Here is a 22,516-nt window from a genome sequence, read left to right as displayed (position 1 = left end):
GAGATGAAGGAAATCATTTCACTGCTCTGGGCCCTGGTGGTCACCGCGCTGGTGCTGGTGCTGGCCTATTGGTTCACACGGCATGTGGTGGGCCGGATGGCAGGCGGAGGCCTGGCGCGGAGCAGACGCATCGAGGTGCTGGAGCAGGTCCCTCTGGGCAAGGAGCAGAAGCTGCTTCTGGTCCGTATGGGGGAGCGGCTTTATTTTCTGGCCGTTACGCCCGGAGGCGTGACGGTGCTGCGGGAGCTGGCCCAGGAGGAGGCGGAGCCCTGGCTCAGCCAGGAGCCTGCCGCTCCTGCCTCGGCTCCGGACAGCTTCGCCCTGGCGCTGCGCCGGGTGCTGGAGCAGCGGAAAAAATAGGGAGGTGAGCATGTGGATGCGTGGATCAATGTAAACGGAGAGAACGTTCAAACCCTCCAAATCCTGTTTATGACCACCATGCTGACCCTGCTGCCGTCCATGGTGGTGATGATGACCTCCTTTACCCGGTACATCATCTCCTTCTCCTTTCTGCGTTCGGCCATGGGCCTGCAGCAGAATCCGCCCAACATGGTGCTGGTGGGCATGGCGCTGTTTCTCACGCTGTTTACCATGTCCCCGGTGGTCAACGAGATTCAGACCACCGCCTACGAGCCCTATGTGGCGGAGGAAATTACCCAGGAGGAGTTCTTCCAGCGGGCGGAAATTCCCCTGAAGGAGTTCATGGCCCGCAACACCGAGCAGAGCGCGCTGGACCTGTTCTGCGGCATGGCGGGGGTGGACATCCCCGAGGGCCAGGAGGCGGAAAACCTGCCCATGCGGATTCTGGTGCCGTCCTTCATGACCACGGAGCTGAAGCGGGCCTTCCTCATTGGCTTTTACCTGTATATCCCCTTCCTGCTCATTGATGTGGTGGTGTCTTCGGCGCTGATGTCCATGGGCATGATTATGCTCCCGCCGTCCATGATCTCCATGCCCTTCAAGCTGCTGCTGTTTATTACCCTGGATGGCTGGCAGCTGCTGTTTTCCACCCTGGTGCAGGGCTTCAATTAGAGAAACGGGAGGTTTGAACATGGAGGCTGTGGATATTCTGCGGGAGGGCGTGGGTGTGGCGCTGAAAATCGGCGCGCCCATGCTGCTGCTGAGTATGCTGGTGGGCATTCTGGTGGCCATCTTTCAGGCTGTGACGCAGATCCATGAGCAGTCCCTCTCCTTCATTCTCAAGCTCATCGTGGTGGTGCTGATTCTGTTGGTGGGGGGCGGCTGGATGCTGGAGGTGCTCCAGGACTATACCCGTTACCTGTTTTCGCTGATGTGAGGGCGGGATGACGATGGATTGGGCACAGTTGTATCTGTTCACGCTGATTTTTATGCGGGTGACCGGCTTTGTGCTGTTCAACCCCATTCTGGGGCGCAACAGCCTGCCCGGTCTGGTCCGGGCGGGCATCGTGATGGTGTTTTCCGTCTTCGTCCTCAGTACAGTGGGGCAGGTCCCCACACCGCCGGGGAGCGTGCTGGAGTTTGGACTGCATCTGGTGCTGGAGCTGGGTGTGGGCTTTGTACTGGGCTTTGTCATGCAGCTGTTCTTTATGGTCATCCAGGTGGGCGGCGAGGTGATTGACGCCCAGATGGGCCTCACCATGGCCCAGGTCTACGACTCCAGCAGCCAGGTGAACATGACGGTGACCGCCTCCCTCCTCAATGTGCTTATGGTGCTGCTCTTTTTCACGGAAAACGGCCACTACACTATGCTGCGGATCTTTCTTGCCTCGGACCAGGTGGTCCCCTTCGGGGAGGCGGCGCTGGGCCAGGCGGTGGCCTCGGGGGTGGCGGAGGTGTTCCTCTCCTGCATGGTGCTGGCCATCAAGCTGGCCTTCCCCATTCTGGCGGCCGAGCTGCTGGGGGAGCTGGGCATGGGCATCCTCATGAAGGCCATTCCCCAAATCAACGCCTTTGTCATCAACATTGAGCTGAAGGTCATCATCGGCCTGGTGCTGCTGTTTTTGTTCCTGTCGCCCATCAGCGAGTTTCTGCTGGGGGTGGAGGCGGATATGCTGGAGGCGATGAGCCAGATGCTGACCATCATCGCCGCGCCGGGCTAGTCCGGCAGGAGGTGAGTCCGGGTGGCGGACAGTCAGAAAACCGAAAAGGCAACCCCGAAACGGCGGCGGGACGAACGGAAGAAGGGCAATATCTTCTTCAGCAATGACGCCGTCTCGGTGGCGGTGCTGCTGGCGGGACTGGCAACCCTGTTTTTAACGGCAAAAGGCGCGGCGTCCACCCTTCAGACCTTTCTGCGCCAGTGCATCTCCATGGCCCAGACGCAGCAGACCCAGCCCACGGCGGGGGACCTGAGCAACCTGCTGGTGCAGTTTTTGTGGATGTTTGTCCGCGCGGTGGGCCCGCTGCTGGCCGTCACGGTGGTGGCGGGCATTGCGGCCACCTTTTTCCAGACCGGAATGCTGATTTCCGGAGAATCCCTGCGGCCCAAGTTCAGCCGTCTCAGCCCCATCCAGGGCATCAAGCGGCTCATCTCCCTGCACAGCCTGGTGGAGGCGCTGAAGGGCCTTTTGAAAATTTTGATTCTGCTGTATCTCATCTTCCACTTCCTGGTGGGCGTGGCGGATGTGTTTTCCAAGTATCTCTTCACCGACCTGGGCGCCGCCTGCGACCACCTGCTGGATTTGGCCTTTCAGATGTCCATGCAGATTGCAGTGGCCTACGTGGTGCTGGCCGCGGCGGATATTTTCTACCAGTGGTGGGACTACGAGCGGCAAATCCGCATGTCCAAGCAGGAGATCAAGGAAGAGTACAAGCAGATGGAGGGCGACCCCCAGGTCAAGGGGAAAATCAAGGAGATGCAGCGGAAGATGGCCCAGTCCCGCATGATGCAGAAGGTGCCGCAGGCGGACGTGGTCATCCGAAACCCCACCCACTTCGCGGTGGCCCTGCGCTATAAGGCGGAGCAGGACCGGGCACCGGTGGTGCTGGCCAAGGGGCAGGACCAGGTGGCCCTGCGCATTGTGCAGAAGGCGGAGGAGAGCGGCGTGGCCGTGGTGGAGAACGTCCCGCTGGCCCGGGCCCTCTACGCCTCCGCCGAGCTGGATCAGGAAATCCCGCCCGAGCTCTACGGCCCCGTGGCCGAGGTACTGGTCTATCTCTACCAGATGAACCAGTCCGGAAGCTAAGAGAAAGCGAGAAGCAAGGAAGCTATGAAACGGATTTTTGACAATGCCATATCGCTGATGGTGGTGGTCATCGTCTTGTTCCTGGTGATTCCGCTGACTGCTCCTGTGCTGGACGTCATGATTGTGCTGAACATCTCCCTGTCCATCATGATTCTGATGATCACCATGAGCATCTCGGAACCGCTGGAGTTTTCCATTTTCCCCTCTCTGCTGCTGGTGACCACCCTGTTCCGTCTGGGACTGAATGTGTCCTCCACCCGGCTGATTCTTCGGGACGGCGGTCAGGCCGGTGTGGTGATCAAGGCATTCGGCAACCTGATTACCCAGGGCAACCTGGTCATCGGCATTCTGATCTTTCTGATCATCGTGCTGGTGCAGTTCATCGTCATCACCAAGGGCGCTGAGCGAGTGTCCGAGGTGGCTGCCCGCTTCACGCTGGACGCCATGCCCGGCAAGCAGATGGCCATTGATGCCGATTTGAACTCCGGCCTGATCGACGAGAAGGAGGCCCGGCAGCGCCGGTACAAGATCCAGAAGGAGGCCGACTTCTACGGGGCCATGGACGGTGCCACCAAGATTGTCAAGGGCGACGCCATCATGTCGCTTATCATCACCGTCATCAACTTTGTGGCCGGCCTCATCATCGGCATTGTTCAGGGCGGAAGCGACCTGGCCACCGTGCTGAACGTCTACTCCATCGCCACCATCGGTGATGGCCTGGTCTCCCAGCTGCCCGCCCTGATGATCTCCACCGCCACGGGTATGATTGTCACCCGCTCGGTGTCCGACGGCAGCCTGAACACCGACGTCATCAGCCAGTTCAAGGCCCAGCCCCGTGCCATTTTGTCCACCGGCGTCATTCTTCTCCTGCTGGGGCTGTTTCCCGGCACGCCCACCCTGCCCCTGCTGCTGGTGGGCGGCTGCCTGACGGCGGGCGGCATTGTGGGCGAGCGGGAAATGGAGCAGAACAAGCGCATGACGGCTCAGGAGGAGGCCCAGAGCGAGCAGCAGCCGCCTCCCGAGACCGCCGGCGGGGAGGCGGAGTACTTCAAGGACATCAACAATGTCTACTCCCTGCTGACGGTGGAGCCCATTGAGATGGAGTTCGGCTACAGCCTCATTCCCCTGGTGGACGAGAACAGCGGCGGCAAGCTCATCAACCGCATCGTCATCTTCCGCCGCCAGTACGCCCAAGACATGGGCTTTGTCATCCCCTCCATCCGCCTCCACGACGGGGCGGCCCTGGGAACCAACCAGTACATCATCCGCATCCGGGGCGAGGAAGTGGCCCGGGGCGAGGTGCTGGTGGACTACTACCTGGCGCTGGAGCCCCCCAATCCCTCCGGCCAGATCGACGGCATCGAGGCCATCGAGCCGGCCTACGGCATCCCCTCCCGGTGGATTCTGCCGGAGAACAAGGAGATGGCGGAAATTTACGGCTATACCGTCATTACCCCGCTGACGGTAATGCTGACCCACCTGTCCGAGACCATCAAAAAGCACTCCTACGAGCTGCTGGGCCGCACCGAGGTCATGCAGCTGGTGGAGCACCTGAAGAAGACGGATCCGGACCTGGTGGCCGACGCCATCCCCAATGTGGTGACCTACGCCAATCTGGAGAAAATTCTCCGCAACCTCCTGAAAGAGGGCATCCCCATCCGGGACCTGGGACTGATTCTGGAGGCCATCGTGGATGTGGGCCCCGGCCGGGACATCGACGCCATTACCGAGCAGGTTCGTGCCCGGCTCAGCCGCACCATCACCCGCCGCTTCTGCGAAAACGGCCAGCTGCGGGTGGTGACCCTGGACGCCGAGGTGGAGAAGAAGATTCTCTCCGCTCTCACCAAGAACGAACAGGGGGTCTACCTGGCCCTCAGCCCGGATATCATGCAGCAGATCATGGCCCAGCTGGGAGAGCTGCGCAAGAAGTTCCAGGAGCTGTCCCAGACCCCTGTGGTGCTCACCAGCCAGGTCATCCGGGTCTACCTCAGCCGGCTCATCGGGCAGTTCTATCCCGACGTGTACGTGCTGTCCTTCCACGAGATCACCAGCAACATTCAGATTCAGGCCATCGGCAACATCACCCTGCAGCCCCAGGCGGCCCAGCAGGGGTAACGGAAAGGAGGCGGGAGAACCATGGAACAGACCAATACGGCCGCGGCGCTGTGGGACGAGGGTTTGGCTCCCGTCTCGCGGGAAGAGGCGGAGAAGCTGGATGACCGGACGCTGCTGCAGCTCTACCGCCGGACGGGGGACCAGGAGCTGAAGTGGACGCTGGTGCTGCGCTATAGCCAGCTGGTGCGCCGCATCGCCCTCCAGGCCAGCGGCCTTTACAGCAGCTTTGCCCAGCTGGATGACATCATCCAGGAGGGGCTTCTGGTGCTGCTCAATGCGGTGGACAAGTTTGACCCGGACAAGAACGTGAAGTTTGAGACCTATGTCTCCACCCGCCTGCGGGGCATGATTGTGGACCTGGCCCGGCGGCAGGACTGGCTGCCCCGCCAGGTGCGCCAGAAGTCCGTGCGGCTCAACCGGGCGGTGGACGAGCTGTCCGCCCAGCTGGGGCGGGCGCCGGAGAGCGACGAGGTGGCCCAATACATGGGCCTCACCCGGGAGCAGTACGACGCCCTGCTCTCTGAGACGGCGGTGTCCAGTCTGGTGTCCTTTGAGGCGGTGCTGGACAGCTGCGGAAGCGCTACGGAGAAGCTGATGGCCCAGGGAGAGATGAACGACCCCACCGAGGAGCAATTCCAGGACAAGGAGCTCCACCAGGTGCTGAAGGAGGGCATCGCCTCCCTGCGGGAGAATGAGCAGATGGTGCTGTCGCTCTACTATGAAAAGGAACTGAACATGAAGGAGATTGCCCAGGTGCTGGGCGTCAGCGCGGCCCGGGTCTCCCAGATTCACAGCCGGGCGCTGCAGCGCCTCCGGGTCTACATGAAGCAGTATATGCAGGCGTAACCGCGCCAGGAAAGAGGGAACAGAGCATGACCAAGGGATTTTACCAGCTGACCTCGGGAATTTTGTCCCAGGGCCGGCGGCTGGATGTGGTGGGCAACAACATGACCAACCTGAGCACAGCCGGCTACAAAGCGGAGACTTATACCGACCGGACCTTTCAGGAGGTGCTCATCAGCCGGGTAGGCAACAAGGACAAGAGCGGCGCTGCTGTCATCGGCCAGGAGAGCTATATCCTGGCCCCCGACCAGCTGTACGTCAACTATGAGCAGGGCGCGCTGAAGGAGACGGGGCTGACGCTGGACTTTGCCATCCAGGGGGATGGCTTCTTTGCCGTCCAGACGGACAACGGAGTGGAGTACACCCGCTCGGGCAGCTTCTCCCTGGATGGGGAGGGGCGGCTGTGCCTGGCCGGCCAGGGCCTGGTGCTGGGGACGGACGGCCAGCCCATCACCCTGGCCACCGACCAGATTGAGGCGGACAGCGCGGGGCGGATCTACACCGCGGACGGGACCTATCAGGGTCAGATTGGAGTCTATACCTTCGCGGACAACGCCCAGCTGGCCAAGGGGGAGAGCGGACTGTTTGTGTCAAACGGCCAGCAGGCCCAGCTCCAGGCCCAGCCCCAGGTCATGTGGAAGCATGTGGAGGAGTCCAACGTGGACATGCTCCAGGAGATGAGCCGCATGCTCACCGCCCAGCGCTCCCTGCAGAGCGGGGCCCAGGTGCTCAAACTGTATGATGCACTGCTGACCAAGGCCACCGGCGAGCTGGGTCAGATTTAAGCGGGAAAGGGGCAGAAACAATGCTTCAGGGATTTTACAGCGGAGTGGTCGGTGCCCAGCAGCAGATGCGGCGTATGGACGTGCAGGCCAACAACATTTCCAACGTGAATACAAACGGCTACAAGGCACAGGTGCCCGCCTTCCAGTCCCTCATGTACGGGATGCTGGACGGCATCGACGGCGCCCAGCTGCCCCGGGGCAGCGGCTCGTACCTGTCTGGGACGGCCACCAATCCGGACTCCGGCTCTCTGCGGGAGACCGACCGGAACCTGGACTACGCCATCGCGGGCAGCGGCTACTTTGCCCTGTACGATCCGGGCACCGGGGAGGTCTCCTTCACCCGGGACGGGGCCTTTACCCTGGCGGCCTTTCAGGAGAACGACCCGGAGCAGGGGACAATGACTCAGTACTACCTCTCCGACGGGGAGGGACGGCAGGTGCTGGGACAGGACGGCTATCCCATCCCGGTGAGCGACCCGGACGCTGAGCTGCCCGTGGGCGTCTTTGAGATTCAGTATCAGGACGGCCTGGAGCGGGCGGGCAGCAGCCGCTTTCTCATGAATGAAAAGAACGGTATGGTGTGGATGAGCAGCTCCAAGGTCTGCCAGGGCATGCTGGAGGAATCTAACGCCGACCTGGCCACCGAGCTCACCCAGGTCATTGAGGCCCAGCGCTCTTACAGCTACGCACTGAAGATGGTGCAGACCGCCGATGAGGTGGAGAGCACCGTCATCGGCCTGACCAACGGATAAGCGGGGTGAGGGGAATGAAGAACTATGAGGACCTGAACGGCCTGGAGCTGGACACCATCCGGGAGATTGGAAGCATCGGCACGGGGAACGCAGCCACCGCATTATCCAGCATGCTGGGATGTGAAGTGCGAATTGATATACCCGAAGTGCGAATTATGGGGTATAATGAAGCAATTGACTGGATCGGCGGCCCGGAGGTCATTACGGCCGGGGTGCTGGTCCACATGTCCGGCGAGCTCAACGGCATTATGCTCTCCGTGCAGCAGCTGGACTTTGTCAATCTGGTGCTGGAGCGCATGATGGGCCGGACGGTGGAGAGCTATGAGCAGCTGGATGAGCTGGACCGCTCCGCCCTAGTGGAGGTGGGCAACATCATGATTTCCACCTTCATCAACGCCCTGTCCAGCCTGGCGGAGATTACCACCCGGCTCACCGTCCCAGCCTTTGCCGTGGATATGCAGGGCGCCATTCTGACGGTGCCCATGGCGGAGTTCGGCGGGCAGTCGGACTACATCATGACCATCGGCGCCAACTTCATCTGCGGAGGAAAGGTGGTGCCCTGCCGGCTCCTTTTGTCTCCGGACATCCGGTCGCTGAATTTTTTGTTGAAGAAGCTGGGTGTTTTGGATGAATAATAAGCTGGTGGTTGGAATTGCAGATATGAAGATGGCCCGGCAGGACGGCATGCTCATCACCTATGCGCTGGGCTCCTGCATAGGAATCTGTCTTTACGATCCGCTGATCCGGCTGGCGGCGCTGGTGCATATCATGCTGCCGCTGAATATGGAGACCGGGCGGAAATCGCCTTTGAAATACGCGGACACCGGCATCTGCGAGACGCTGCGGCAGATGGAAGCACAGGGAGCGGCCCGCTCCCGCATTGTGGCCAAGATTGCGGGGGGTGCCCGCATGTTTGACGTGGCCGGCGGGGGCAATCTGGGCAACATCGGCCAGCGCAATATTGAGAGTACACACATGGTCCTCCGGCGGGAGGGCATCCGGCTGCTGCGGGAGGACGTAGGGGGCTCGGTGGCCCGGACGCTGCTGTTTGATGCGGCGTCGGGCCAGGCCTGCGTCCGCAGCTATGGCAAGCCGGAGATCATCTTTTAGAAACCGAAAACGGAGAAAGTGGGGAACGGCATGGCAGATGAAGGAAAGAACGGCATCTTGTTGGAGACGGGAACCAACGAGATTGAAATTATGGAATTTACCATTGATCAGAACCTCTATGGGATCAATGTGGCGAAGGTGCGAGAGATCATGATGTCCGCGCCGGTCAAGCCCATGCCGCACACACACCGGGCGGTAGAGGGGATTTTCAAGCCCAGGGACATGGTTATCACCGTGGTGGACCTGCCCAAGTATCTCACCGGACAGGAGCACCCCCACAAGGAGAAGGACCTGTTCATCGTAACCAACTTCAACCAGATGCACATCGCCTTCCGGGTGGACAGCGTGGTGGGCATCAGCCGCATCTCCTGGAAGGACATCCAGAAGCCGGACAGCACCATCTCCGGCGGGGAGGACGGTGTGGCCACCGGCATTGCCCAGTGCGGCGAGGACCTGGTAAGTATTCTGGACTTCGAGCGGATTGTGGCGGAGATTGCCCCGGAGACCAGCATTCAGATCAGCGAGGTGGAGGCCATGGGCAAGCGGGAGCGCAACGCCAGCCCCGTGTGGGTGGCGGAGGACTCCATCCTCCTGTCCCGGATGATTCGGGACTCGCTGGAGCGGGCGGGCTACACCAACCTGCGCATGTTCCCCAACGGGGCCGAGCTGTGGGAGGCTCTGAAGGCCTGCCCGCCGGAAAATCTGTCCAGTCAGGTGGCCATTATTATCACCGACCTGGAGATGCCCCAGATGGACGGCCACCGGCTCACCAAGCTCATCAAGAGCAGCCGGGAGTACCAGCAGATTCCGGTGGTTATTTTCTCCTCCCTCATCACCGAGGAGATGCGCCGCAAGGGCCGGGAAGTGGGCGCGGACGAGCAGCTGAGCAAGCCGGAGATTGGACATCTCATCGGCGTGCTGGATGAGCTGCTGGGCCGCAGCCAGAATAAGCAGACAGGGGGGAAGGGCTTATGAGCAGCAAATACATTGTGCGCCTGCCCATTAAGGACCGGGACAATCACATCATCGGCTACGAGATTCAGTACTACGGAGAGAACAGCGCCTTCGGCGGCGGAGACAGCGCGGCGGCCAACGATTTTGCCGCGGCGGACACCATCTACAATTTTCTTACCCTCAATACGGACAAGCTGCTGCGGGGGACGCTGAACTTCATGACCTTCACCACCACGCTGCTCATGAAAAAGTCGCCCCGCCTGTTTGACAAAAATGAGCTGGTCATTCAAATTGATGACAGTGTGATCATTCACCCTCTTGCCATGCACATGATTCAGCAGTACGCTAAGGAGGGGTATAAGATTGCGGTCAACGAGTTTCAGTTTGCCCCCCGCTATCTGGCCATGCTGGACAGCATCGATTACATCAAGCTGAACTTCCAGACCATGCAGGAGCTGACCCTGAAAAACATCATCGAGATTGCCCACAGCATGAACAAGCAGTGCATCGCGGTGGGGGTGGACCGGGAGGAGCTGTACCAGCGGGCGCTGAAGCTCCAGGTGGACGCCATGGAGGGCACTCTGGTGGCGGAAAAGATGACCCAGAAGACCCACAACAGCGGCTATATGCAGAGCAACTTCTTCCGGCTGATGGTGGCGGTCATTCAGGATGAGCCCGATGTGGAAGAGATTGAGCGCATCATCTCAGTGGATGCCACCTTGACCTACGGCCTTCTGCGCATTGCCAATTCCCGGTATTTTTCCCTGCGGAGCAAGGTGACCAATGTGCGTCAGGCCATTATGACCATCGGCCTCAACGAACTCAAGCAGTGGGTCTACCTGCTCAGCGCCAGCAACGCCGAGAACCAGATGGACGAGGGCGCAGAGGAATTCCTGCGGCTGTCCCTCATGCGGGCCAACTTCTGCAGCAGCCTGGTGAATTATGCCAAGAACGTCCCCCTCAGCAAGTCGGACGCCTATCTCATGGGCATGTTCTCCACCCTCAACTACCTCATTGACGCGCCTCTGGAGGAAATTCTTCAGCAGATCCCCTTGTGCCGTGAGATCAAGGACGCTCTGCTCCACCACAGCGGACGCGCCGGGATGCTCTATGACCTGGCACTGAGCTATGAGCGGGCGGACTGGGCGCAGATTGACCGCCTGGCGGGCGAGCTGGGCATTCAGACCAATCTGCTCACCAGTCTGTATTTCAGCTGCATGGAGGATGTAAACCGCATCTGGAACGAAATCACCCAGGCCTCCGCCGCCAAACTGGAAAATGGCGGGGAACCGGCTCTGGAACAATCATAACCGTTATGAACCGCCGCGGAGGGCGCAGCATCTGAGTGTACCTCCGCGGCGTATTGGCACTGCCGTTCTGCCTGGATGGACGGCCGTCTGCCGACTGAAACAGAACCACGGAGAGACAAAAAGGAGGGGTTGCCCTTGAAGCCAGGAAAGGAAGATAGAATGCGCGCCCAACTGGAAGTGCTGAACATCCTGGGGGAGACCGGTGACGACTACCTGTTTTTGTGGGAGCTGGAGAATGAACGGCTGTTTCTGGCAGGCAGCATGAGCCGGCGTTACCCCATCCAGCAGGACGAGGACGGAAGCTGTACGCTGGAGAGCTGGTACAGCATCGTCTACGAAAAGGATCGGCCCAAGCTGCAGCGGGAGCTGGACCAGGTGCGGCGGGGCGAGGTGTCCCGGTACAGCCGGGAGTACCGGCTGGTGGACCGGGAGGGAAACCGGGTCTGGGTCCACTGCCGGGGCCAGTGCCAGATGGACGCGCAGGGCAAGCCGGTGGCCCTTGTGGGCCGTGTGTCGGACACGGTGCTGGAGCGGAAGGTGGATCACCTGACCGGAGCCTTCAACGCGGAAAAGCTGGGCGAGGACATGGAGCGGATTTTCAAGGCGGAAATCCCCTGCTATCTGATGCTCATCGGTGTGGATAACCTCAAGCACATCAACCTGCGCCACGGCCGGGAGTACGGAAGCCAGATCCTCTGTCGGATTGCCGACACACTGGAGGAGCTGGTGGGCGCCGGACTCCGGATCTACCGGGTAAACGGGGACTGCTTTGCCGTGAACCTGCCTGTTGCCGAGCCGGGGGAAGTGGAGAAGATCTACCAGGAGCTCCAGAACCGGATGGCGGAATTCTGCACGCTCTCCGCGGGAGTGGTGTCCTATCACGGACACCCCAATGTGGATGAGGGCGTCCTCTACCAGTACGCCGAGGACACGCTGGACAAGGCCAAGCGGCTGGGGAAAAACAACCTGGCCTTCTTTTCCCAGAAGGACTACGAGGAAAAGCTGTCCACCGTGGAGCTGCAGGAGGAACTGCACCGGAGCATTCAGGACAACTTCTCCGGATTTTCCCTGTGCTATCAGCCCCAGATCCGGTCCAGAAGCTATGAGGTGTTTGGCGCGGAGGCCCTGCTGCGCTACCACTCGCCCACCCGTGGAGATGTAAGCCCGCTGGAGTTTATCCCGGTTCTGGAACAGACCGGGATGATTTGCCCGGTTGGCCTGTGGGTGCTGGAGACGGCGCTGGAGCAGTGCAAGGTATGGCGCGAGACGCTGACGGAGCTGCACATCAGCGTCAATATGTCTTACGTCCAGCTCAGCCAGAAAGAGATCTCCACCCAGGTGCTGGAGCTTTTGGAAAAAAGCGGGCTGCCGGGGAATGCGCTGACCCTGGAGGTCACCGAGAGCATGCAGCTGCAGGACTACCCCTATTTCAACCGGCTGTTCTACCAGTGGAAGCAGGCGGGAATCGAGATCTCCGTGGATGATTTTGGAACGGGGTATTCCAGTCTGGGCTATCTGAAGAACCTGGACATTGATGAGATTAAGATTGACCGCTGCTTTGTCAGCGGCATCCAGCACAGCGCCTATAATTACCGGCTTTTGAACAACATGGTGGAGCTGGCGCGGAACGCCCAGATCCGGGTGTGCTGCGAGGGCGTGGAGACCCGGGACGAGCTGGCGGCGCTGGAGGAGCTGGGGCCGGACCTGCTCCAGGGCTTCCTGCTCAGCCGTCCCCTCACCGCGCAGGCCTTCCTGGACACCTATATCCGCTCCAACACCCCCGAGCACGAGGGCTATGCCGCGCTGAAGAAGGAGCTTTCCCGCCTGAAGTGGAGCAAGGAGCAGCTGCCCAGAGACATGTGCCCCACCACCGACACGCTGGAGAGCATTGTGGAGGCGCTGGATGAGGTCGTGTATGTCAGCGATCTGGTGACCTACGAGCTCTACTACCTCAACCCGGCGGGGCGTCAGATGACGGGAGTCCATGACTACAAGGGACGCAAGTGCTACAAAGTACTTCAGGGCAGAGATGACCCCTGCGAATTCTGCACCAACGACTGCCTGAAAAAGGGCAGCTTCCACATCTGGGAGCGGGATAACCAGGTCCTGAAACGCCATTTCATATTGAAGGACAAGCTGATTCCTTGGCACGGCAAGCTGGCCCGGCTGGAGCTGGCGGTGGACATTACCGAGCGGGAAGTGGTCAGCCAGGCGGTGCGGGAAAAGCTGGACTTTGCGGAAAATGTGCTCTCCTGCGCCAAGACGCTGGTGGAGGAGCCGGATATGGAGCAGGCCACCCGGCAGATGCTGGAAGCGGTGGGAGAATTCTACCAGTCCGACCGGGCCTATGTCTTTGAGCCGGAGCCGGGGAACGGGGAGCTGTGGAGCAATACCTACGAGTGGTGCCGGAAGGGGGTCAGCTCTGAGCGGGCCAATCTGCAGAAGGTGGCCCCCAAGCGCCTGAAACGCTGGGTCGGGCTGCTGAAAGCGAACGCCTCCGTTATCATCCCCGACGTGGATAAGCTGCGGGAGAGTGAACCGGACGAGTGGCGGACCCTGCGCCAGCAGGGGATTCGCCGCCTGATTGCAGCCCCCATCTGCCGGGAGGGCACGCTGGTAGGCTTTTTGGGGGTGGATAACCCCCGGCACTGCACCACGGATGACCAGCTTATCCGGATGCTGTGCCTGTTTGTGGTGAACCGGTTCAAGAAGAACGAGACAGAGGAGCGGCTGGGTGAGCTGCTGAGTCTGCACTATCAGGATGTTCTGAAGGAAACGGACTTGGGACTGTGGTTTATGCGCATCGATCCCAAAAACGACCGCCGTGAGCTGTTTGCCGACGAGACCATGCGCCGGGTGCTGGGCCTGGAGCGGCCCGTGCCGCCCAAGGAGTGCTACGACCACTGGTACAGCCGAATCCACGATGGCTACTATCAGTATGTGAACCTTACGGTGGAGAGCATGATCCGGACCGGCCGGGTGGTGCAGCTGGAATACCCCTGGCAGCACCCCAGCAAGGGCGAGGTCATGGTGCGCTGTATTGGAATCCGTACGGCGGACAAGGGAGGAATGATCTGTCTGGAGGGCTACCACCGGATTATTTCCGAGGTGGATCGTCCCCAGTTCCTGCCCGATACGCCGGCGGGCGAGGTTTTTGAGTTCAACGAGCGCAAAGGGAGCATCTACTTCCACACCAGCCGCTCCCTGCTGGCCGGAGAGGCCGTGCATGAGGACAACTTCCCCGCCTGCTGGCTGGAGGGGGAGATGGTGCATCCCCACTTTGCCAAGCGCTTTGCCCAGCTGTTCCAGGACGTCCAGCAGACTGAGGACGTGGACGGAGAGGAGCTGCTGCTGCGGACCAAGGCGGGAGGCTATGAGTGGTTTAAGCTGCGTACCCACCACCTGGGGAAAAACGTGCAGGACCGGGATACCATGCTGGTGCTGCTGGACCGGGCGGATCAGGAGCGGGTTCTCCAGCTGGAGAATATGCGGATCCGGGACTTCTATCAGGCCAGCCTGAGTGAGACAATCGCGTATGCGGAAGCTGATTTGGAGAGCGGCCAGCTGAAGGCGGCCGGAGGCCTGTGGGCCGATTACGAGCAGAAGTACGGCAAAGGGCCGGGAAGCCTGCTGGAGTTTATGCGTGTCCAGGCGGAGGACAATGTGCGTCCCGGCCGAGACATGGAATTGCTGGGCCAGATGAACACCTGGAGAGAGGTGCTCTCGTCTGCCAAGCCTATCCAGCGGTTCCGTTATCAGCGGAAGATCGACGGCCAGTGGCGCTGGGTGGAGCTGGTGGCCCATAGCTTCCGGGAGCAGTTTACGGACAATGTCTATGCGCTGCTCTATCTCAAGGACATTGATGCCCAGGTGCGAAAGGAGCGGGCCCAGCAGGAAGCGGCGAACCGGGACCCGCTGACCGGCATCTATAACCGGAAGGCCTTTGAGACCGCGCTTCAGGAATATATTGAGGACCCCTCTGAGCCGGGAAACGGGATTCTGATTCTGCTGGATATTGACAACTTCAAGGAGGTTAACGACCAACTGGGACATCTGGAGGGCGACTCCGCCCTGCGGTATGTCACAAAGCTGCTGAAAACCACCTTCCGGGATCAGGATTTGGTGGGGCGCCTGGGCGGCGATGAATTTTTGGTGTTCCTGAAGGGGACCGTCAACCGGGACATCCTCAATCAGCGCATGGAGGAACTCTATACGGCTTTGAGCATGTATCCCAAGGTGTCCATCACATGCAGCGCGGGAATTGCCGAAGTGCGGCGAGAGGGCTACTCCTATCGTGAGAGTGTTCTCCGGGCGGATATGGCGCTGTATAAAAGTAAACAGAGCGGAAAATGCCACTATACCTACGCGGACGAGGGACAGGAATAGGCACCTGACCGGGCTGCAGACAACAAGGCCTCGGAGAAGCGCAGATATGGCTTCTCCGAGGCCTTGTCACGGTATGAAAGAGGATGTGCGGGTGTGCTCTTATTGCTCCTGCAGGAAACGGGCCATGCGCTTATCCTCCGTGCGGATGTGGGTGATCAGAGTGGCCACTGCACGGTTCAGGTCGCCCAGTGCACGTACGGTGGGGCCCTCCTGAAGCAGCTCCTGGGCGGTGAGGGACAGCTGACGCTGGTATTCGTCGTGGAACCGTTTGTGGCCGGCGTAGCCGGGGTAGCCGCTCTGAGTCTGCAGGCGCTCCTCATCCCGGAAGTGCTTGACGACATAGTCGCTTAAAAAGGTGATGGTGGATTGGATCTGGTCCCGGCCTTTCCCCATGGAACAGGCATCCATCAGACGGTTGACCGCTTCAAAAAGCTGGCGGTGCTGCATGTCGATTTGTTGACTGCCGGTCAGCAGGTCGGGGGTTAACTCGTATTTCATTGGTGTTGACTCCTTTCTTGCCCCACCCTCGGGGGTGGGATTACGGTCTCTCTTTTTATATCGACCGGAACGGGAAAATAATAATAATTCTTTTTAAAATAAATGTTGTGTGTGGGAAGTTCCAACCGCAAGAAAACGAGAAGAGGGAAATGAGGCATGGAATTCTTTCTGGATTTTTTCGAAGAGTTGGATGAAATGGTCTATATCTCGGATCTGGAGACCCATGAACTGCAATACATGAATCGCTGCCTGCGGCAGTCGCTGGGCTATAAACGGCACGAGGAGTATGTGGGAAAGAAGTGCTATGAGGTGCTTCAAGGCGGCAATATGCCCTGTATCTTCTGTACCAACAGCGCACTGAAAAAGGGTAAATTTGTCTCGTGGACCCATAAGAATCCTGTTTTGGGCAAGCGATATTTGATCAAGGACAGTCTGATTTCCTACGGAGGGCGGCCGTGCCGGATTGAGATTGCCATTGATGTAGATGCGGAGGTGGTCAGCAGCTCGACCTACTACTACGCCCGCAGCGAAACCATATTGAATGAATGTCTGCAGCGGATTTTTTCCACCATGGACCCGGACAAGGCACTGGATCTGATTTTAGCCTACCTGGGAGAAACCTTTTTGTGCGACCGGGTCTACATTTTCGAACTGGACGCAGACAGCCAGACGGACAATACCTATGAGTGGTGCAGAGAGGGCGTAACGGCTCAGCGGGAGATTCTGCAGAAGGTGCCTTTGTCCAGCATCGATTGGTGGATGCGGCTCTTTTCGGAAAATCAGGTGGTGTTGATTCAGGACCTGGAGGAGATCCGCACAAAGTATCCGGTGGCCTATGCCATCCTGAAGCCTCAAAATGTGTCGTCCCTTGCGGCAGGGCCGGTGAGCTTTGAGGGCAGAGTGGTGGGCTTTATCGGGGCGGACAACCCCAACCGGGATATGATGGCTCTGCTCACGCCGATTTTGAATGTGATCGGGTATTTTGTGGCCGCTCTGCTGCGCCAGCGGGATCTGCTGAGGCGGCTGAACGCGCTGAGCTTCCACGACCCGCTTACCGGGGCCTTTAACCGAAACGCCATGTTTGAGCATGGGGCTAAGCCGCTGGCGCTGACCAGCGTGGGAGTCATTTATTGCGACATCACCGGGTTGAAGCGGACCAACGATTCCCAGGGCCACAGCGCGGGGGATCGCCTGATCCAGCACTGCTGCAGCCTTTTGCGGGAGAGCCTGGAGACCCCGTGGATTTACCGCACGGGGGGCGACGAATTCGTAGCGGTGTTCCGCGATTGTCCCGAAACGGTGTTTCAGAAAAATGTGCAGGCGCTCTACACCCGTATTCAGCAGGATGAGCACCATATGGCGGTGGGCTATGCCTGGTCGGACCAGGCGCCCTTCTCGCTGGAGACGCTGATTTCCCAGGCAGATAAGGTCATGTACCAGGATAAGCGGGAGTACTATGCGGCCAACTACCAGCGCCCGGGAATTGACCGCCGGAGCCGATCCGGGGAGCGGGAGGGCAATGGGCTTGCGGTGAAAGACAGCCTGTTTGACCACTTCCTGTCCACCACGTATCACGATATTGATCTGCTGTTTCAGTCCATATCCCAGCAGAATTCCGTGGGCTATTTCTACTTTGGAGATATGCAGAAGGACCTCTTTTACATTTCGGACAATATGCGGGATGAGTTCGGGTTCCGCAGCAATGTGGTTCCAGGCCTGCTGAAGGAATGGGCGCGTCGTATCAGCACACCCAAATTCCGGGACATGTACTGGCAGGAAATGCAGGATATGCTGCAGGAGAAACGTACGGTGCGGGATCTGCGCTATCAGGTGCGGAACGCCAGCGGGAAAAATATCTGGATTCGAAGCTATGGCATCCTGAAGTGGAATGAGGATAAGAGCAAACCGCTGTTTTACTCCGGACGCGTGACCCATCAGGATGACAATTTTGTGGTGGATCCGGTGACCAATTTCCCCCGGGAATCGGCGGTGTTCAGCCGGATGGATGAGCTGCGCAAAAATGGACAGAGCTGTCTGAACATCGGCTTCAGTCTGAACAGCATCGCCGAGCTCAACAGCACCAGAGGGCGTACATACAGCGACCATCTGGTCCAGAACATTGCCGATGAGCTGATGAACAAGCTGTCCGGGAAGATGTCGTTTTATCGGCTGGAGGGAATGCGCTGCATGGCGGTGGTGGACATCACCTGCCGGGAGAGCAGGGAAGAGCTGGTGGGACAGATTCGGGATGTGATCGAAGGGGAATACCGTACATTGGGCCTTTCGGTTCATCATCCCTGCTCCTTTGCCCTGATGGAATATCCCCACGCCCGGCGCTCTCCGGCGGATTTCCTGGAGGATATGGTCTCGCTTATCAAGGTGGCCAAGCACGACCCCAAGCAGCTCTACGTGGATGATTCGGCGACCAATATTGAGAAAATCAAGGAGATGTCCAATATGGCGCTGGCGCTGAGCCGGGATGTGCTGCGGGACATGGAGCATTTCCGGATGGTGATCCAGCCCGTAGTGTCTGCGAAGAACGGTGAGGTTGTCGGGGGCGAGGCGCTGCTTCGGTGGACGTTTGAGGGAAAGGATATTTCGCCCGCTGTTTTCATTCCCATGCTGGAGAAGGAAAACCTGATTCAGCTGGTGGGTCGGTGGGTGTTTGAGCAGACAGTGTGCAGCTGTATGCGTCTGGCGGCACATAACCCAAACTTCTACCTCACCTTTAACGTGAGCCTGCAGCAGCTGTCTGATGGACAGTTTGCCGAGTTCATGAAAAGTACCATGGAAAAGTACCACCCGGACAACATTCATTTGATTGCAGAGATGACAGAGAGCTGTATGGATGAGCAGCCGGAAAACCTGCTGTCTTTTGTAGAGGCCTGCAAGTCTATGGGCATTGAGATTGCTCTGGATGACTTCGGAAGCGGATATTCCTCTCTGCGTATGCTCCTTCAGTATCCATCCAGCATGATTAAACTGGATCGGTCTCTGCTGGCGGAGATGATGGAGTCGGCAGATAAGATGAATTTTATTTCCAGTATTGTCTACGCCTGCCACCGGTTTGGAAAGAAGGTGTGCATGGAGGGGGTGGAGACCGAGGTGCAGAATGCGCTGATTCGGGAGTGTGGATGTGACATGATTCAGGGCTATTACTACTATAAGCCTATGGAAATCGAAGACATGTACCGTCTTGCCGCAGCCTGTCCCGGCGGGACTTCTGTGCAGCCCCATGAACCAACGTGACCATGGACGCAAACGTTGATACGATTACAAAGAGCCAGCCCAAACGGGCTGGCTCTTTTATTTAAACTGAGATGTTTGAAAAACTGAAGCTGTATCTCGTCGTGAATGTGCCGGGGGCACGGCCCCAGCGCCGTTGGACCGGAGGCCCCGGCGGGCGGCCCGCCCGCGGCTTGTGTATAGGAATAAAAAAAGTGCCGCCCAATGGGCGGCACTTGAAAAGAAGCACAGGAAACTCAGCGCTTGGAGAACTGAGGAGCGCGGCGGGCGGCCTTCAGACCGTACTTCTTACGCTCCTTCATACGAGGATCGCGGGTCAGGTAGCCGGCGCTCTTCAGAGCGGGACGGTACTCCTCGTTGACCAGCAGCAGAGCACGGGCGATGCCGTGACGGATGGCGCCGGCCTGGCCGGTGACGCCGCCGCCGGTGACGGTGGCAACGATGTCCACCTTGCCCAGCTGCTCAGTGGCAACCAGGGGCTGACGGACGATGAGCTTCAGGGTCTCCAGACCGAAGTAATCGTCGATGTCGCGGCCGTTGATGGTGATAGCGCCGGTGCCGTTCTGGAACAGGTGCACGCGGGCCACAGAGGACTTCCGGCGGCCGGTGCCGTAGAAATAAGGCTTCTTGCTCTTATACATGATTCAAATCCTCCTCTTACTCGGCGGCCCAGACTTCGGGCTTCTGGGCGGCATGCTCATGCTCGCCGTCGCGATAGATGTGCAGGCGAGTCAGGGAGTCCTTGGTTATGATGTTGCGGGGCATCATGCCGCGGATAGCCAGCTTCATGGCCAGCTCGGGCTTGCTCTGCATCAGGGTGCGGTACTTGACTTCCTTCAGACCGCCCACCCAGCCGGAGTGAGTACGATAGTACTTCTGGTCCAGCTTCTTGCCGGTGAGGACAGCCTTCTCGGCGTTGATGACGATGACGTAGTCGCCGCAGTCGGCGTGGGGGGTGTATTCGGGCTTCCGCTTGCCGCGCAGCAGGTCGGCGGCGAGAGCAGCGGTCTTACCCAGGGGCTTGCCAGCGGCGTCCAGGACGTACCACTTCCGCTCGATGTTCCCCTTGTTGGCCATGAATGTGGACATAGGTGAAACCTCCATTTTACTCTACTTATCTCAACCAATTCGGTTTGTGATAAAAATAGTTTGCCTCCGCACTGTACAAGCGGAGCGTTTTGTATTATAGTACGGGGGTGGCCGGGTGTCAACGAAATTTTTGAATTTTTTTATATGAGATTCTGAAATCTCTCGTTTTCTCTGAAATACTCGCAAATACTCTTGAAATCTAACTTTTGATTTTTGTTTTTGCGCAAAGTGAAATGGGCGAAATCATTATGAAAACGGGAAAAAAAGAGGAACTCGGCCAAGATTTTGCTCTACTTTCCTCAGAAGGAGGCGTTCGATGAATAAGATTCTTTCTCTGACCCGCCGGTGTGTGGAGGACTACGAAATGATTGCGCCGGGGGATCGGATTGCGGTAGGAGTATCGGGGGGAAAGGACTCATTAATGCTGCTGGCGGTTCTGGCCAAGCTGCGGGAGTTTTATCCCATTCCCTTTACGGTGGAGGCTATTACCCTGGATATGGGCCACGCAGACGGACGGCCGGGAATGGATTTTTCTCCCATTGCCCGGTTCTGTGAGGAGCTGCAGGTACCCTATACCATGTTAAATAGTGAGATCCACCATATTATCTTCGATGTGCGCCGGGAGAAAAATCCCTGCTCCATGTGTGCCAAGATGCGCCGGGGGGCCCTGCACAACGCTATGAAGGAGCGTGGCTTGACCAAAATTGCCCTGGGCCACCATTACGATGACGCCATCGAGACCTTTTTTATGTCTCTTATTTTTGAGGGGCGGCTGTCCTGCTTCCAGCCGGTGACCTATCTGGACCGTACGGGCATCACCCAGATTCGTCCCCTGCTCTATTGCGGGGAGAACCTGATCCGCCATACGGCCCAGCGGCTGGAGCTGCCGGTGGTGGAAAATCCCTGCCCCGCCAACGGCAACACCAAGCGCCAGGAGATCAAGGAGCTCATCTATGAGCTCCAGGGCCGCTACCCGGGGCTGAAGGCCCGGGCCTTTGGAGCCATGCAGCGCCTGCCGCTGCCGGAGTGGGGGCCGGTGGAGCACCGGCGGCGCCCTCTGCCGGAGGAACTGGAAGAGGATTGAGGCTGCCCCCTTGCAACTTCCGGTTAAACCAGATATAATATTTGGGCACTCTTAAGAAAACGACAGCGGAAAAGAGGAATTGCCGTGAAATTAGGTATCGTGGGTCTGCCCAACGTGGGCAAGAGCACCCTGTTCAACGCCATTACCAACGCCGGCGCGGAGAGCGCCAACTACCCCTTCTGCACCATTGACCCCAACGTGGGCATGGTGGCGGTGCCCGACTACCGCCTGGATAAGCTCAGCGAGATGTACCACCCCAAGAAGACCACCCCGGCGGTCATTGAGTTTGTGGACATCGCCGGTCTGGTGAAGGGCGCCAGCAAGGGCGAGGGCCTGGGCAACAAGTTTTTGGGCAACATCCGGGCCACCGACGCCATTGTCCATGTGGTGCGGTGCTTTGACGATGACAACGTCATCCACGTGGAGGGCTCCACGGCCCCCATCCGGGACATTGACACCATCGACCTGGAGCTGGTGATGGCCGACCTGGAGATGGTGGAGCGGCGCATTGACAAGGCCAAGAAGGCGGCCAAGGGAGACAAGAAGTTCCTTCAGGAGGCCGCTGACTTCGAGGGCCTGCGGGATTGGCTCAACGACGGCAAGTCCGCCCGCTCCTACCAGGCGGTGGACATCGCGGAGGAGTACCCCGACTGTGAGCTGCTGACCCTCAAGCCGGTTATCTACGCCGCCAACCTGGACGAGGACGGCTTCTCCGACCCCCACAGCGTGGACTACTACAAGCAGGTGGAGGAGCGGGCTGCCGCGGAAGGCGCCCAGGTCATCCCCGTGTGTGCCAAGCTGGAGGCAGAGATCGCCCAGCTGGAGCCCGAGGAGAAGCAGATGTTCCTGGACGACCTGGGGGTGGCGGAGTCCGGTCTGGACCGGCTGGTGAAGGCCAGCTACACCCTGCTGGGCCTCATCTCCTACCTCACCTCCGGCGAGGACGAGTGCCGTGCCTGGACCATCAAGAAGGGCACCAAGGCGCCCCAGGCCGCGGGCAAGATTCACTCCGACTTTGAGCGGGGCTTTATCCGGGCCGAGGTGGTGTCCTATGAGGACCTGATGGCCTGCGGCACCATGGCCGCCGCCCGGGAGAAGGGCCTCATCCGCTCCGAGGGCAAGGAGTATGTGGTGCAGGACGGCGACATCATTCTCTTCCGCTTCAACGTGTAATAGT

Annotated in this window: 20 protein-coding genes; 17 read left to right on the top strand and 3 right to left on the bottom strand. The window is 59.2% G+C overall.

Annotated elements, in window-relative coordinates:
• Positions 1–3 precede the first annotated feature (3 nt).
• The 14 genes from fliO to AC3YUO_RS01960 all read left to right on the top strand — a co-directional run bounded on the left by fliO (position 4) and on the right by AC3YUO_RS01960 (position 15,422).
• A complete protein-coding gene (fliO, locus tag AC3YUO_RS02025; RefSeq protein WP_489961368.1) occupies positions 4–360 on the top strand; it encodes a flagellar biosynthetic protein FliO in 357 nt (118 codons plus the stop codon).
• 12 nt (positions 361–372) lie between these two features.
• Entirely contained in the window at positions 373–1,032 is a 660-nt protein-coding gene (gene fliP, locus AC3YUO_RS02020) for a flagellar type III secretion system pore protein FliP (RefSeq protein WP_489961367.1), read from the top strand.
• A 19-nt stretch (positions 1,033–1,051) separates the two neighbouring features.
• A complete protein-coding gene (locus tag AC3YUO_RS02015) occupies positions 1,052–1,297 on the top strand; it encodes a flagellar biosynthetic protein FliQ (protein WP_489961366.1) in 246 nt (81 codons plus the stop codon).
• 13 nt (positions 1,298–1,310) lie between these two features.
• The gene (locus AC3YUO_RS02010) at positions 1,311–2,081 is read left to right on the top strand and encodes a flagellar biosynthetic protein FliR (protein WP_489961365.1); all 771 of its coding nucleotides are present in this window, start codon (positions 1,311–1,313) and stop codon (positions 2,079–2,081) included.
• 21 nt (positions 2,082–2,102) lie between these two features.
• Complete coding sequence (gene flhB / locus AC3YUO_RS02005) at positions 2,103–3,167, top strand: flagellar biosynthesis protein FlhB (RefSeq protein ID WP_489961364.1); 1,065 nt, start codon at positions 2,103–2,105, stop codon at positions 3,165–3,167.
• Positions 3,168–3,191: 24 nt separating this feature from the next.
• Positions 3,192–5,282 (top strand): flagellar biosynthesis protein FlhA, encoded by a 2,091-nt coding sequence (gene flhA, locus AC3YUO_RS02000; RefSeq protein WP_489961363.1) that lies wholly within the window; start codon positions 3,192–3,194, stop codon positions 5,280–5,282.
• A 21-nt stretch (positions 5,283–5,303) separates the two neighbouring features.
• Positions 5,304–6,128: a sigma-70 family RNA polymerase sigma factor gene (locus AC3YUO_RS01995; protein ID WP_489961362.1), complete on the top strand. Its 825-nt coding sequence runs from the start codon at positions 5,304–5,306 to the stop codon at positions 6,126–6,128.
• Positions 6,129–6,154: 26 nt separating this feature from the next.
• A complete protein-coding gene (locus tag AC3YUO_RS01990) occupies positions 6,155–6,910 on the top strand; it encodes a flagellar hook-basal body protein (protein ID WP_489961361.1) in 756 nt (251 codons plus the stop codon).
• A gap of 20 nt (positions 6,911–6,930) precedes the next feature.
• Positions 6,931–7,662: a flagellar hook-basal body protein gene (locus tag AC3YUO_RS01985; protein ID WP_489961360.1), complete on the top strand. Its 732-nt coding sequence runs from the start codon at positions 6,931–6,933 to the stop codon at positions 7,660–7,662.
• 14 nt (positions 7,663–7,676) lie between these two features.
• Positions 7,677–8,297 carry a chemotaxis protein CheC gene (locus tag AC3YUO_RS01980; protein ID WP_489961359.1) on the top strand — a complete coding sequence of 207 codons (621 nt, stop codon included), beginning with the start codon at positions 7,677–7,679 and terminating at the stop codon, positions 8,295–8,297.
• The gene (locus AC3YUO_RS01975; protein WP_489961358.1) at positions 8,290–8,772 is read left to right on the top strand and encodes a chemotaxis protein CheD; all 483 of its coding nucleotides are present in this window, start codon (positions 8,290–8,292) and stop codon (positions 8,770–8,772) included. The genes AC3YUO_RS01980 and AC3YUO_RS01975 overlap by 8 nt, the downstream gene beginning before the upstream one ends.
• A gap of 30 nt (positions 8,773–8,802) precedes the next feature.
• Positions 8,803–9,747: a chemotaxis protein gene (locus AC3YUO_RS01970; RefSeq protein WP_489961357.1), complete on the top strand. Its 945-nt coding sequence runs from the start codon at positions 8,803–8,805 to the stop codon at positions 9,745–9,747.
• Complete coding sequence (locus AC3YUO_RS01965) at positions 9,744–11,036, top strand: EAL and HDOD domain-containing protein (protein WP_489961356.1); 1,293 nt, start codon at positions 9,744–9,746, stop codon at positions 11,034–11,036. The genes AC3YUO_RS01970 and AC3YUO_RS01965 overlap by 4 nt, the downstream gene beginning before the upstream one ends.
• Positions 11,037–11,171: 135 nt before the next feature.
• A complete protein-coding gene (locus tag AC3YUO_RS01960; RefSeq protein ID WP_489961355.1) occupies positions 11,172–15,422 on the top strand; it encodes an EAL domain-containing protein in 4,251 nt (1,416 codons plus the stop codon).
• 99 nt (positions 15,423–15,521) lie between these two features.
• Here AC3YUO_RS01960 and AC3YUO_RS01955 read toward each other — a convergent pair whose 3' ends face one another.
• Positions 15,522–15,920, bottom strand: a complete 399-nt coding sequence (locus AC3YUO_RS01955) for a bacteriohemerythrin (RefSeq protein WP_489961354.1) — start codon at positions 15,918–15,920, stop codon at positions 15,522–15,524.
• Between the two features lie 156 nt (positions 15,921–16,076).
• Here AC3YUO_RS01955 and AC3YUO_RS01950 point away from each other — a divergent pair, with 156 nt between their 5' ends.
• Positions 16,077–19,169, top strand: coding sequence for a bifunctional diguanylate cyclase/phosphodiesterase (locus tag AC3YUO_RS01950; protein ID WP_489961353.1), 3,093 nt, complete (start codon positions 16,077–16,079; stop codon positions 19,167–19,169).
• A 233-nt stretch (positions 19,170–19,402) separates the two neighbouring features.
• On the opposite strand, the gene rpsI is transcribed toward AC3YUO_RS01950, so the two are convergent.
• The gene (gene rpsI / locus AC3YUO_RS01945; RefSeq protein ID WP_489961352.1) at positions 19,403–19,807 is read right to left on the bottom strand and encodes a 30S ribosomal protein S9; all 405 of its coding nucleotides are present in this window, start codon (positions 19,805–19,807) and stop codon (positions 19,403–19,405) included.
• Positions 19,808–19,823: 16 nt separating this feature from the next.
• Entirely contained in the window at positions 19,824–20,255 is a 432-nt protein-coding gene (gene rplM / locus AC3YUO_RS01940) for a 50S ribosomal protein L13 (RefSeq protein WP_489961351.1), read from the bottom strand.
• A 316-nt stretch (positions 20,256–20,571) separates the two neighbouring features.
• On the opposite strand from rplM, the gene AC3YUO_RS01935 reads away from it, so the two are divergent.
• The gene (locus AC3YUO_RS01935) at positions 20,572–21,339 is read left to right on the top strand and encodes a tRNA 2-thiocytidine biosynthesis TtcA family protein (protein WP_489961349.1); all 768 of its coding nucleotides are present in this window, start codon (positions 20,572–20,574) and stop codon (positions 21,337–21,339) included.
• A gap of 84 nt (positions 21,340–21,423) precedes the next feature.
• Entirely contained in the window at positions 21,424–22,512 is a 1,089-nt protein-coding gene (gene ychF / locus AC3YUO_RS01930) for a redox-regulated ATPase YchF (RefSeq protein ID WP_489961347.1), read from the top strand.
• Positions 22,513–22,516 lie beyond the last annotated feature (4 nt).

It is taken from the genome of Pseudoflavonifractor sp. HNCC25GI2 (assembly GCF_058136395.1).
Note: the sequence above shows the minus strand (reverse complement) of the source record. Positions and strands in the feature narration are given on the sequence as shown.

Excerpts from the sequence above, each read along its gene's own strand:
- fliO (WP_489961368.1), top strand. The coding sequence starts at position 4 with ATGAAGGAAATCATTTCACTGCTCTGGGCCCTGGTGGTCACCGCGCTG.
- AC3YUO_RS02015 (WP_489961366.1), top strand. The coding sequence starts at position 1,052 with ATGGAGGCTGTGGATATTCTGCGGGAGGGCGTGGGTGTGGCGCTGAAA.
- AC3YUO_RS02010 (WP_489961365.1), top strand. The coding sequence starts at position 1,311 with ATGGATTGGGCACAGTTGTATCTGTTCACGCTGATTTTTATGCGGGTG.
- flhA (WP_489961363.1), top strand. The coding sequence starts at position 3,192 with ATGAAACGGATTTTTGACAATGCCATATCGCTGATGGTGGTGGTCATC.
- AC3YUO_RS01995 (WP_489961362.1), top strand. The coding sequence starts at position 5,304 with ATGGAACAGACCAATACGGCCGCGGCGCTGTGGGACGAGGGTTTGGCT.
- AC3YUO_RS01990 (WP_489961361.1), top strand. The coding sequence starts at position 6,155 with ATGACCAAGGGATTTTACCAGCTGACCTCGGGAATTTTGTCCCAGGGC.
- AC3YUO_RS01985 (WP_489961360.1), top strand. The coding sequence starts at position 6,931 with ATGCTTCAGGGATTTTACAGCGGAGTGGTCGGTGCCCAGCAGCAGATG.
- AC3YUO_RS01980 (WP_489961359.1), top strand. The coding sequence starts at position 7,677 with ATGAAGAACTATGAGGACCTGAACGGCCTGGAGCTGGACACCATCCGG.
- AC3YUO_RS01975 (WP_489961358.1), top strand. The coding sequence starts at position 8,290 with ATGAATAATAAGCTGGTGGTTGGAATTGCAGATATGAAGATGGCCCGG.
- AC3YUO_RS01970 (WP_489961357.1), top strand. The coding sequence starts at position 8,803 with ATGGCAGATGAAGGAAAGAACGGCATCTTGTTGGAGACGGGAACCAAC.
- AC3YUO_RS01965 (WP_489961356.1), top strand. The coding sequence starts at position 9,744 with ATGAGCAGCAAATACATTGTGCGCCTGCCCATTAAGGACCGGGACAAT.
- AC3YUO_RS01955 (WP_489961354.1), bottom strand. The coding sequence starts at position 15,920 with ATGAAATACGAGTTAACCCCCGACCTGCTGACCGGCAGTCAACAAATC.
- AC3YUO_RS01950 (WP_489961353.1), top strand. The coding sequence starts at position 16,077 with ATGGAATTCTTTCTGGATTTTTTCGAAGAGTTGGATGAAATGGTCTAT.
- rpsI (WP_489961352.1), bottom strand. The coding sequence starts at position 19,807 with ATGTATAAGAGCAAGAAGCCTTATTTCTACGGCACCGGCCGCCGGAAG.
- rplM (WP_489961351.1), bottom strand. The coding sequence starts at position 20,255 with ATGTCCACATTCATGGCCAACAAGGGGAACATCGAGCGGAAGTGGTAC.
- AC3YUO_RS01935 (WP_489961349.1), top strand. The coding sequence starts at position 20,572 with ATGAATAAGATTCTTTCTCTGACCCGCCGGTGTGTGGAGGACTACGAA.